This is a genomic window from Micromonospora sp. NPDC047548 (genome assembly GCF_040642975.1).
Lineage (GTDB): Bacteria > Actinomycetota > Actinomycetes > Mycobacteriales > Micromonosporaceae > Micromonospora.
In genome coordinates this window covers 1-11,529 of record NZ_JBEYTI010000086.1, presented here as the reverse complement: position 1 = coordinate 11,529, position 11,529 = coordinate 1, and the positions used below count along the sequence as shown (strand labels likewise).

At 67.7% G+C, this 11,529-nt stretch carries 10 protein-coding genes and 1 pseudogene; 7 read left to right on the top strand and 4 right to left on the bottom strand.

Annotated elements, in window-relative coordinates; genetic code table 11:
* A pseudogene (locus tag ABZ807_RS32485) lies at positions 1–518 on the top strand (transposase); the annotation flags it as partial.
* Between the two features lie 113 nt (positions 519–631).
* On the opposite strand, the gene ABZ807_RS32480 reads toward ABZ807_RS32485, so the two are convergent.
* On the bottom strand, positions 632–1,186 hold the full coding sequence (locus ABZ807_RS32480; protein WP_357166720.1) for a Uma2 family endonuclease: 555 nt from the start codon (positions 1,184–1,186) through the stop codon (positions 632–634).
* Between the two features lie 398 nt (positions 1,187–1,584).
* On the opposite strand from ABZ807_RS32480, the gene ABZ807_RS32475 reads away from it, so the two are divergent.
* The 3 genes from ABZ807_RS32475 (at position 1,585) to ABZ807_RS32465 (ending at position 5,133) form a co-directional block, all read left to right on the top strand.
* Entirely contained in the window at positions 1,585–3,837 is a 2,253-nt protein-coding gene (locus ABZ807_RS32475; protein WP_357166717.1) for a hypothetical protein, read from the top strand.
* A gap of 88 nt (positions 3,838–3,925) precedes the next feature.
* Positions 3,926–4,396 carry a hypothetical protein gene (locus tag ABZ807_RS32470; protein ID WP_357166714.1) on the top strand — a complete coding sequence of 157 codons (471 nt, stop codon included), beginning with the start codon at positions 3,926–3,928 and terminating at the stop codon, positions 4,394–4,396.
* 404 nt (positions 4,397–4,800) lie between these two features.
* A complete protein-coding gene (locus ABZ807_RS32465) occupies positions 4,801–5,133 on the top strand; it encodes a hypothetical protein (RefSeq protein WP_357166711.1) in 333 nt (110 codons plus the stop codon).
* A gap of 39 nt (positions 5,134–5,172) precedes the next feature.
* On the opposite strand, the gene ABZ807_RS32460 is transcribed toward ABZ807_RS32465, so the two are convergent.
* Together ABZ807_RS32460 and ABZ807_RS32455 are read right to left on the bottom strand one after the other, a co-directional pair.
* The gene (locus ABZ807_RS32460; protein ID WP_357166708.1) at positions 5,173–5,376 is read right to left on the bottom strand and encodes a DUF397 domain-containing protein; all 204 of its coding nucleotides are present in this window, start codon (positions 5,374–5,376) and stop codon (positions 5,173–5,175) included.
* Positions 5,369–5,842 carry a DUF5753 domain-containing protein gene (locus ABZ807_RS32455; protein ID WP_357166705.1) on the bottom strand — a complete coding sequence of 158 codons (474 nt, stop codon included), beginning with the start codon at positions 5,840–5,842 and terminating at the stop codon, positions 5,369–5,371. The genes ABZ807_RS32460 and ABZ807_RS32455 overlap by 8 nt, the downstream gene beginning before the upstream one ends.
* On the opposite strand from ABZ807_RS32455, the gene ABZ807_RS32450 reads away from it, so the two are divergent.
* Complete coding sequence (locus ABZ807_RS32450) at positions 5,833–7,590, top strand: IS1634 family transposase (RefSeq protein ID WP_357166723.1); 1,758 nt, start codon at positions 5,833–5,835, stop codon at positions 7,588–7,590. The two genes, ABZ807_RS32455 and ABZ807_RS32450, sit on opposite strands and share 10 nt — an antisense overlap.
* Positions 7,591–7,683: 93 nt before the next feature.
* On the opposite strand, the gene ABZ807_RS32445 is transcribed toward ABZ807_RS32450, so the two are convergent.
* On the bottom strand, positions 7,684–8,049 hold the full coding sequence (locus ABZ807_RS32445) for a Scr1 family TA system antitoxin-like transcriptional regulator (protein ID WP_357166702.1): 366 nt from the start codon (positions 8,047–8,049) through the stop codon (positions 7,684–7,686).
* Between ABZ807_RS32445 and ABZ807_RS32440 the strand changes: the two genes are divergently transcribed.
* Together ABZ807_RS32440 and ABZ807_RS32435 are read left to right on the top strand one after the other, a co-directional pair.
* Complete coding sequence (locus ABZ807_RS32440; RefSeq protein WP_357166726.1) at positions 7,963–8,775, top strand: hypothetical protein; 813 nt, start codon at positions 7,963–7,965, stop codon at positions 8,773–8,775. The genes ABZ807_RS32445 and ABZ807_RS32440 overlap by 87 nt on opposite strands.
* Positions 8,776–9,043: 268 nt before the next feature.
* Positions 9,044–11,116, top strand: coding sequence for a UvrD-helicase domain-containing protein (locus ABZ807_RS32435; protein ID WP_357166699.1), 2,073 nt, complete (start codon positions 9,044–9,046; stop codon positions 11,114–11,116).
* Positions 11,117–11,529: the final 413 nt, after the last annotated feature.

Genomic DNA, 11,529 nt, shown 5'->3' with positions numbered 1-11,529 from the left:
ACGAAAGCCCCGTGTGGCGGAGACCGGGCCGGTCGTTCCCCGGTCGACCGTGGCAAGGGCGGAATGAAACGCTCGACCGGCGTGGAAGGCAACGGCATCCCGCTCGGGTTGACCGGCACGACGGCCAACCGGCACGACTCGCCGCTGCTGCGCGACACCTTCGAAGCGTGCAGCATTCAGCTGCGGCATCGCTGGCCCGAGCAGGTCACCGCGCATCTGGACCGCGCCTACGACAACGGACCCACCCGCAACCTGCTCGACGAGCTGGGCTTCGACGCAGAGATCGCGCGCAAGGGCATCCCCGCCCCGGTCCAGGTCGGCAAGCGCTGGGTGGTCGAGCGGACGAACTCGTGGATGAACGGGTTCGGCAAGATCCGCCGCTGCACCGACCGCAACGCCAACATCATCGACTTCTACCTGTACCTGGCAGCAGCCATCGTCACAATCCGTCAACTCATCCGCGTGCCCGCACGCTCTACCGCTGGGACACCCGACCCACCACCCGCAGGCTCAAGTAACACCTATTGCCGGTCGCTCTAAGTTGAATTAGCCGCCGAAATCGTGTGACAAGTTTCGTTCATCGATATACGAACGGCGGATAGCTGAGAAACTGCGGATCTCGCCGTTGCCGTCAGCCGAGGTCGTGCTCCGCTGGGCTGGCGTTGAGGACCCAGGCGAGCGGCATGGTCGCTCGGGCGGCGTAGCGGTCGCCATCCAGGTGGTGCATGGTGACGGTCTGAGCTGGATCCTGGTCGACCATCCAGTACTGCGGGATGCCGGCGGCGGCGTACTCGCTGCGTTTGGTCACCGTGTCAGCGCCCTCGGAGCCGGGCGAAATGATCTCGACGACGAGGAGTACGTCGGTGACCGGCAGCCAGACCCCGTCGGCCTGAGCCTTGCTCCACACGACCAGGTCGGGGATGCGTCCGCCGACGCCGCCGTGCCGACCCGCAATGCGCAGCCCGACCGCCTGGGCGATTCGGTCCGCCGGCACACCGCCCTGGGCGAGCCACACCATGAGCCGGGTCCCGATGATCGCATGGGCGTATCCCGGCGGCGGCATGATCGAGAGGACTGCCTCGGGGCTGATCTCGTACCGGTGGTGTTCGTCCGCGGCCATCATCGCGGTGAGGTCATCGAGCGTCACGACCGGGGGCATGTACCTGCCAACCGCCTCTGAGCTCATGCGGGCATCGTACCGGCGCGCCAGCCTGGCTCCGGTACTGGCGGGCAGGTCAGCGCAAGGCTTCCTCTCCTACCCGCAGGACTGGCAGGCCCCTTTATCGGCCGCTGGTGCACCCTGCGCCACAGCACCGCCAGCCCCCGACAGGTTGGCGACATCGTCCGCGCTGCACTCCACCTCACCCATTTCGAATATCGGTACCTACCGGATTCTCATTGAGATCACCTCACTGGATGTCGCTTTAGGCCAACTCGCACATGGTTGTCCATGCATGGGTGATTATTTCCGGCGGGACTTCGAATAGTGATCTCAGTAGATATTCTCGCGAAATATTAGTTCGTTACGCATAGACGGAGGTGTCGGTGAGGCACAGGAGACGATTGCGGTCAAGACTGGCCGCTGTGGTTGTGGCGCTGGTCGCCGCGCAGGTGGCGCTGGTCGCCGCCCCGGCGTCGGCAGCGGGGAGCCGTCTCTGGGAGGTGGAGGTCGCGAAGATCCCCACCGCCAAGTACACCCGCGACGCGAAGGTTTACATCACCGAGGCCACCCAGGCCCTGCGGCCGTACGTGGGTGACGGGCTGGGTGCCAGCCGGATCGATCCGGTGCTGGCGGATGTCGGCAGCCGGTACTTCGACGGCGCCCGGCTCAAGAGCGCCGGCGACGGCGAGGCGGCGTTCGACAACCTCCAGCATCTGGAGTCGTTCCTCAAGAGCCGGCTCACCGGTGCCAGCCCGCCCAACGGCGAGGCCGAGCAGGCCCATGTGGTTGCGATAGTGGAGACCCTGTCGGGGGTGCGTCTGCTGGCAGACGCGGCGATCCAGGATGCCGAGGCGACGATCGGCCCGTTCCGGGCCAGCCCGCCGCCCGCGCCTGCCCCAGCGGGGCTGACTGAGGCGTTCGCGGATCTGGCGGCGGCCAAGGTCAACCTGGCCAAGGCCGACGACATGCTGGCCAAGGCCAACCCGGAGCCGGCGACGATTCAGGCGGCGAACGCCTGGCGCAACGGCTTCAACGTGCTCACGCGGCTCGGCATCACCTACACCGGTGACCACGACAACGACGGCGTGATCGACGTGGTGGAGCTGCGCTTCGGGTCCAGTCCGCTGCTGGTCGACTCCGACGGTGACGGGCTGACCGACAAGTTCGAGATCACCGAGCTGGCGGGCTGGACCCGACCCAACGCGGTCGACACCGATCAGGACTCGGTCGCCGACGGCGCGGAGGACATCGACGGTGACGGCCTCACCAACCTCCAAGAACAAGACCTCGGCACCTCACCCACCAACCCGGACACTGACGGCGACGGCGCGACTGACGGCGCCGAGGTCGCCCAGGGCAGCAACCCGCTCGTGGCCGATCAGCCACGCGCCCCGCCCACGCCGGGCGACCTGCCGCCGATCGAATCCGCCCCCACCGACACCGACACCGACGGTGACGGCCTCGAGGACCTTACGGAGGAGGACGGCGGTTCCGACCCCGCCAACGTCGACACCGACGGCGACGGGCTCTCGGACTACACCGAGTACGACTATTCGATCAACCCACGTGTCCAGGACACCGACGGAGACGGTCTACGCGACGACTACGAGGTCGCCAACGCCGGCTCGGGCTACGACCCCGGGCGCTTCGACGAGCAGATCAGCAAGTGGACGTACGTCACCGACTTCCTGCTCGGCATGTTCGCCGGCGACTTCGCCGAGAAGGACTCGATGGCGTGGCTCGCGGGCAACCTGTGTAGCGGCGGACTGAGTGTCATCCCGGTCGTCGGCTGGATCCTCGGCGGACTCGCCGACATCCGCGACACCATCGCCGCGCTCATCCACGGGGAGTGGGTCAGCGCGGGGCTCAGTATCCTCGGCGTCGTCCCCTACGCCGGTGACGCGATCGCACTCCCCGCCAAGGTCGCGAAGTTCGTCCTCAAGTACACCCACCGCCTCACGCCGGCGGCCCGGTTCGTCGCCAAGTACGACAAGATCCCCGACACCGTCAAGGAGCTCACCTACGAGCTCATCATGCCGGAGGTCTGGGCAGCCCTCGTCGAACCGGAGGGCCTGGCCGCCGCAGCCAGCGGCAAGATCAGCAGGAAAAACTTCGACAGGCTGCTCGGAGGTGAACGCACCGACCTCGTAAAGGTCCACAAGGCGATGCAGGTGGTGGGCAGCAACGGACAAAAACTGCACGTCCCTGGTTCGGACGTCAGATGGGCTTCGGGCCGTAACGACGGTGAGAAAATCCTCGTCGACGAACTCATGGGATGGCGTGACGACAATACTCGCGGCCGGCCCAAACTCTGGCTGATGCAAGCCGGCGCGCCAGGGCAGTTCGAGAAAAAGGGCCGGCAGACCGACTACGGCGAGTGGGCGCCTGATGGCTGGACCCTCCGCGAGGTCAAGACCGGGGTCCCAACTGAACACGACCCCGACAACATCATTCAGTGCGAGGAGGACGCCTGGTACGTCGACCCGGTCAACCAGGACAAGATCCTGGAGGACAATAAGATTAACTCGCAGTTCCGAAACACGAGGATCAAGGGTGCGCACTGGCACTTCATGCCACACGGTGGGTTCAACTCAATCGGCCCATCGGACCTCGTGCTCGATTGCCTGAAGCGGAACAACATCCCCTTCACCATCCACTTCCCGATAGGCGACTAGCCAGGCACGTCGGGGGCCGGGCCGCCAGCCCGGCCCCCGGCGCATGAAGGAACATGAACCCATGACATCTGAAATACCCCCGTACGCGATGCCCGACGTCGAGTCCGAGGACCCCAGCGGCACACCTGGCTACGTCACCTACCGCGTCGATCGGCTCGCCGGCTTCCCCCCGGTCGCCGAGGCCATCGGCCGCGCCCCGAGCGAATTGTTGGCGATCTGCTCGGACGACAGCGTGATGCGGGAGGCTTTCGCCCAGACCCGTGAGGGGCTCTGCAGGCAACTCTGGGTCGGTACTGGCGACGGGCTGCACTGGGGGTTGAGCTTCGGCGACGGCGTGAAGTTCATCGTCGACGCTGGGGACGAGCCCGTAGATTTCCTCAGGGATGCTCTCGAGGCGCAGCCCTGCGTCGTCTCCGCCGAAGCCTTCTGCGACGAAAACTTCAGGGCCGAAACGACCCGGGTGATGCGGGCCGACGAGATGGCCGCCTGCTGGTTCGACGCGATCGTCGCCGCCCACCGCGAGTTCGCCCGCCGCCAGAGCATCGACCTGCCGTACTGACGGTCTACTCCTGCTGCGCGCCACCGCTCACCGAATCGCAGAACTTGATAAGTTGGAGGGCAACACCCTCGTGCTGCGTGAGGTGCAGGCGTTGCTGGAACGGGGTCGGGCCGTCGGTTCGAAGCCGCTGAGGGAGTACAACGAGGTCCGCGGCTATGCGGACGCCGCCCGGTGGGTCTACAACCAGGCAATCGAACCCGACGGATGGCACGATGGTCGCCTGGTCAGCGTTACAAGGGTTCGCCAGGTCCATCACACCGCCATGACTCCCGTCTGGGACGTTGAACCTCACCCCGAGGCCACCGGCAGCGAAGGGCCCGGACGCTTCAGGCAGCACGACGTTCACCCGTTCTCTGCCGGGATGACCCCGCCGCATGGCCCCTGGTTCCGGCGCAGGTCGACCGATGGGTCGAGGACGCCAGCGCGACGTCTACCTCACCGCGATACAGATGGCAGATGTCGGAGACTACGGTGCGCTGGGAGAACTGATCGCCCGTGCCAGGTATGACAACCTGAACCGCTTCATCGTGCCGAACGTCGCCGGCCCTGCCCGCTTCGTGCCGCTCGCGGCCCTGGTGACGAAGGAGTTCAGCCTTCCGGCGTTGCGACAGGCTGCGCAGCGCGGGCGTCTGGACGCCGTACAGGGATCGGACGGCATCTGGCGAAGTTCCCGCAAGGCGGTCGAGGTGTACCGGGCAACGAGGAACCAGAAGCGGCGCCGTTCCGAGGGAACCTGACCCGTCTGCCTCGCATCGCTTCGACCGCGATTGCCGGGATCAGTCGGCAAGTCCTCCTCGGCGGACAGCGGCAAGGAACGCAGACCAGGTCGGTGCGGCGAAGGTCAGGGCGGGCCCCGTGGCGTCCTTGGAGTCGCGTACGGCGACGATGCCGGGGAGGTTGTCGGCGACCTCGACGCAGTCGCCGCCGTTGCCGCCACTGCGGGTGCTCTTGCGCCAGTTGGCACCGGACAGGTCAGTCATGCTGCAGCTCCCCGACGATCCTCTTGATCATGTCCCTGGATTCTCCCTCATCAAGTGCGAGGGCTGCCACACCCCGCCAGGCGCCCTCGTAGGCGCTCAGCTCGTCGGGCTTGTCGAGGTACAGCGCTCCCGTGAGCGACTCGCTGTAGACGACGGATGGTTCGGGCGCCGCTCGACCACCCTTGGTTGCGGGAAAGTCGAGGATCACAAAGGATCCCGCGACCGCCCCCGGTGGTGGGCCCGCAGACAGCGGCAGCACCCGGACGGACACGTTTGCCAGATCGCCTACCTCCAGCAGGCGTCGGAGCTGAGCCGTCATGACCCTCGGCCCGCCAACGACCCGACGAAGGACTGCCTCGGAAACCTGACTTCCGCAGTTCGTAGGCATGCGAGGGCTGCTTGAGCGGCATCGTCGCTGGTCGCGGGCCTGGGTAGGGTCGGTAGGGCTTGGAAAGCGTGGGCACACGCTTTCCGGGGTCCGATTTGGATCTTCCTGGGGAGATCGTTCATGCTGTGGGCATGTACTTGCGGACCACCCAGCGGAAGAACAAGGACGGCACGGTGGTCCGCTACGTGCAGCTCGCGCACAATCGCCGGGTGGGCGGCACCACGCAGGCCGAGGTGCTGCACAACTTCGGCCGCGAGGACCGGCTCGATACCGCCGGGCTGCGCCGCCTGGTCGCCTCGATCAACCGCTACCTGGGCGAGGACGGCGCCGACGCGTCCGCACCGGCGGGGGGCGGCCTGGAGGTCACCGCCTCCCTGCCGATCGGGGCGGTGTGGCTGCTCGAGGGCCTGTGGCGGCAGCTGGAGATCGACCGGGCTCTGGCCAAGATCCTGGGCGAGCGCCGCTTTCGCACCGATGTCGAGCGGGTGCTGTTCGCGCTGGTCGCCAACCGCGCGATCGCCCCGGCCTCCAAGCTGTCGGCCGCTGAGTGGGCCAGCCGCGACGCGGCGATACCCGGACTCGCGGCCATGGACGAGGACCAGGCATACCGGGCGATGGACCTGCTGGTGGAGGCCGACGCCCAGGCCGAGGTGCAGGAAGCGGTGTTCTTCGCGGTGGCGAACCTGCTGAACCTCGAGGTGGACCTGCTGTTCTTCGATACCACGAACACCTACTTCGAGCGCGATGAGCCCGACGCGGGCGAAACCCCCTTCCGCGCCTACGGCAAGAGCAAGGACCACCGCGACGACCTGCCGCAGATCACCATCGGACTGGCCGTCACCAAGGAGGGCGTGCCGGTCCGTTGCTGGGTCTGGCCCGGCGGGACCAGCGACCAGGCGATCCTGCCGCAGGTCAAGGACGACATGCGCGACTGGAAGCTCGGCCGGGTGATCACCGTGGTCGACCGCGGGTTCTCCTCGGCGGACAACCTGTCCTACCTCACCCGGGCCGGCGGCCACTACATCGCCGGGATGCGCATGCGCGACGGGAACGACCTGGCCGAGGCCGCGCTCGCGCGCCAGGGCCGCTACCAGGACGTCCGCGACAACCTGCGCGTCAAGGAGGTCCGGCTCGACCAGGCCCCCGGGCGGCGCTTCGTCATCTGCCACAACCCCGCCCAGGCCGAACGCGACCGCCGCCACCGCGAAGAGGCGCTCACCAGGATCGAGGCCGAACTGGAGCGCATCAAGGCCCAGCGCGACCGCGACGCCAAGCGCCTGACCAGCGCCAAGGCCCGCGAGCGGGCGGAGGCCGCGCACGTGCGCGCCGAGTGCGCCCTGATCGAACACCCCACCCTGAAGCGGTGGTTGAGGACATCGAAGAACGGCCGCCTGGCCATCGACCGCGCCAAGGTCAAGGCCGAGGAGCGTCTGGACGGCAAGTACCTGCTGACCAGCTCCGACCCCCACCTGAGCACAGAGGAGATTGCGGTCGGCTACAAGGCGCTCCTGGAAGCGGAGCGCGGATTTCGCGATCTGAAGACCGTGCTGGAACTGCGGCCCGTCTTCCACCGCCTTGAGCACCGCATCCGCGCCCACGTGCTGCTGTGCTGGCTCGCCCTGCTGCTGATCCGCGTCGCCGAACGCTCCACGGGAAGCACCTGGAACCGCATCGGCAGCGAACTCGGCCGCGTCCACGAGGTCACCCTGACCGGTGAGGCCGGACGGATCACCCAGACCACCCCGCTCACCGCCGAACAGGCCGGCATCTACCGCGACTGCCGCATCAAACCCCCACCCCGGATCACCACCGCAGACCCCGCCTGACCTGCGACAACCCGACCGTGTGGGCACACGCCCACACGGCGCAGAAACGAACGTTCCCGCAGCTCAGAGCAGGCTTTCCGGGCCAACGGGTGTCTACCTACTGCGGAAGCCAGGGGAAAGGATCTGGTGCACCTGAGGAGCCGCTGGCAGTCGGCGTGTCAGGAGGGACTGCCTCTGCAGCCGCACTTCAACGGCTCGCTCCCGGTCCTCCTCGCTGGATGCAGGCCGATCGAGCCGGTAGATGGCCTGCGCGTACTGGCGCGTCTGCAACAGCCCGGGTATCAGGGATTCGTCGTAGCGGCGAAGCGTCGCGGCGGCGGATTCCAGGCCGACGTACAACTCGAACCAGCTCGGTACCGCGTCCCCGTACGCGTGCCACTCCCATGGCAGCGGGGTGCCTACCGGGTCACCGAGGACGTGATGACCCTGCCCGGCCGGCGCAAGAAAGATCCCATCCACCAGCTCCGCCGGATCCTGGTGTACTCCACCGCCAACGCCGGCGCCGCCGGCAAGGCCCGCGCCCTCAAACTCGCCCAGGCCCGCACCGAACTGGACACCCTCACCCGGACCGCGGGCACCCGCTACCACCCCACCGTGCAGGCCGTCACCGCCAAGGCCGCCGAGATCGCCCGCCGCCGCCGGGTCACGGCCTACCTGCACACCACCATCACCACCACACCCGAGGGGACACCCACCTTCGGCTGGACCTTCGACCAGAGCGCCATCGACGCCGACGCCGCCGGTGACGGCTGGTACGCCCTGCTGACCAACCTCGCCCCCGACATCGACGCCACCGAAGTTCTGCACCGCTACAAGAACCAACCCGTCGTCGAACGCCGCTACGGCGACCTCAAAGGCCCCCTCGCCGTCGCGCCGATCTTCCTGCAACACAACCGGCGAATCACCGCCCTGATCACCGTCATCTGCCTCGCCCTGCTCATCTTCTGCCTCATCGAACGCGAGGTCCGCACCAACCTCGCCCCCGACACCGACATGATCGGCTTCTACACCAACGACCGCCGCCCCATGAAACCCACCGGACGCCTGATCCTCAAAGCTCTCGGCGACCTCCGTCTCATCCCAGCCCACCACGGCCAACCACCCACCATCCCGAAACCCGGATGGCTACAAGCCCACCTTCTCGACCTCTTACACGTCGACCCCACCCAACCCCGCTGGCCATGACGAAAGGTCACTCAACCCCATGTGCGAAAGACAGGTCTAGCCTGTTCGCCTTCCCGGCCCCGACGCCTTCGTCACGCAGCCGCCCGGCACCTCCCCGCCGGGCGCTGGTCGAGACCGCCACCCCTGCCGCCGCCGGTAGTGTCGCGTCCGCCGCCAACGACCCACCGTCCCGGAGGTCCGCCCGTGCCCCCAGCTCGCCTTCGCCAACAGCTTCTGGGAGAGCTACGACGTCCTGGAGAAGCCGGTCAAGGCCGGCGTACGCAAGGCGATGGCAAAGTTCCAGCAGCTCACCATCGCCGAGTTGCACGCCGACAAGGGCTTGCACCTGGAGTCGGTGAACAATGCCAGGGACCCGCGCATGCGGACCATCGGCATCAACGACTTCTGGCGCGGAGTCGTGCTGGCCCCGGACGACGGCAGCGACACCTTCCTCCTGCTGAGTGTCGTGTCGCACGACAGCGCGTACACCTGGGCGGCGAAGCGCCTCTACACGGTCAACACGGCGACGCGGGCGCTGGAAGTCCGCAACGTCGTCGCCATCGAACAGCTCACGCCGGCGCTGGAGAAGGCTGCGGCGCAGGCGCCGACGTTGCTCTTCGCGCGCCACTCGGACACGGTGCTGCGTGATCTCGGCATCGACGACCAGGTGCTGCGGGCCGTCCGGACGATCGTCGACAAGCCGCAGCTCGAAGCGTTTGGCACCTTGCTGCCCGAGGATCAGTTCGAGGTCCTGCAATACCTCGCCGAGAACTTCTCGCCGGATGACGTCTACCGCGACCTCGTCGCCGAGCGCCGGCCGGCGGACGCGACTCCGGAGCCGAGCGAGAGCCTGGCGATGGCGATCGCCAACACCACCAGCCGCATCACGCTGGTGACCCGACCAGACGAGCTCGCCGAAATCCTCGACAAGCCGTTCGCCGCCTGGCGGGTGTTCCTCCACCCGTCACAGCGCCGCGTCGCGTATCGGGTGTCGTACAAGGGGCCGGCGCAGGTAACGGGCGGACCGGGAACGGGGAAGACGGTGGTTGCCCTGCACCGGGTCAAGCACCTGCTGTCCCGCTCGGCCGACAGCCGGGTGCTGCTCACCACGTACACCAATGCCCTGGCCGCGACCCTGCGGGAGAACCTGGCGCTGCTCCTCGGCGACGAGGAGCAGTTGGCGCGAGTCGAGGTGACCACGGTGAACGCCCTTGCCAACCGCACCGTGCGTACCCTCGCCGGCCGGGTGGCGTCTCCGATCGGGGACGCGGACGAGCGGCAGGTTTGGCGGCGGGTGTGCCGACGGCTGACCCTGCACTGGACCGAGCAGTTCCTCGCCCAGGAGTTCCGGCACGTCGTCCTCGCTCAGGACGTGCGAAGCCGGGCGGAGTACCGCGCGGCCAACCGGCGGGGGAGAGGGTCGGCACTCGGCGCCCGGCAACGCGACCAGGTATGGGACGCCGTCGAGATGTTCTCGGCTGAGCTGTCGGCTGCCGGCACCATGACACACCTGCAGGTATGCGCGCGGGCGGCACAACTGCTCGACGGCGCCGACCTGACCGTGCACCGGTTCGACCATGTGGTGGTCGACGAGGCGCAGGACCTGCACCCCGCACAGTGGCGAGTGCTGCGCGCCGCGGTGGCGCCCGGCCCCGACGACCTATTCATCACCGGTGATCCGCATCAGCGGATCTACGACTCCAGGGTATCGCTCGGCGCCCTCGGCATCTCCGTTGCCGGCCGCAGCAGCCGGCTGCGTATCAACTACCGAAGCACCGAGGAGATCCTGTCCTGGTCCACCGGCGTGCTCGTGGGGTCGCGGGTCGAGGACCTCGGCGGTGAGGGCGAGGACAGCCTCACCGGGTACCGGTCACTGCTGCACGGCAAGCGGCCGCAGGCGGCGGGGTATCCGACGCCTCAGGCTGAGGTCGCGGCGCTCGTCAAACGGGTGGGGGAGTGGCTGGAACAGGGCGTCCAGCCGAGCGAGATCGCGGTTTGCACGCGGTTCAACACGGTTCTCACCAGCGTGTACGACGAGCTAAGCGGGGCAGGAATCCCTGCCGTTAGGGTGCGGGACCAGCCCGGGGCGGACGTCGATGGGGTGCGGCTCGCCACGATGCACGCGATGAAGGGGCTGGAGTTCCGCTGCGTCGCGGTGGTGGGGGCCACGGCCAAGGCGGTCCCCTTCGGCAAGGAGGTTACGCCGAGCGAGGTCGATCAGTTGCAGCACGACAGCGACATGCTCCGGGAGCGCTGCCTGCTCTTCGTCGCCAGTACCCGCGCCCGGGAAGCCCTGCACGTGTCGTGGAGCGGGGCGCCCAGCGCGTTCCTGTCGTTCGTTTCTGGCAGCCAGCCCAGGTGAACCCGAAGGAGAAGCATGACGCAGCCCCTGACACTCGCCGAGATTCTGGCCGTGCTGGATGATCCTCGGTCAGTCCCCGACCTTCAACGCTACTTCCTGGCGGTTGGCGATGCGGCATTTCACCCGTGGGCAGTTCGAGCGACTCGGCGGCGGCGGTGAGCGCCCGGAGATTGCCAACACGGTCACCGCCGAGGACCGCAGGCGGGGCGGGCAAGCAGAGCTACGACTCGGACTATCCGGGAAACCGGCGCTCATCGTTGACAGTCGGCCCCGGACTCTGGCAGGCCGGTCCCCGGACCGCCTCTGCCGGTCCCCGGACTGTTAGCCGTCACCGAAGGTGACGACGAGTTGGCTCTTGCCCGTCATTGATCTTGAGGGAGTCTCTGGCGTGACCCGGTGGGGTTGCGCTTGTT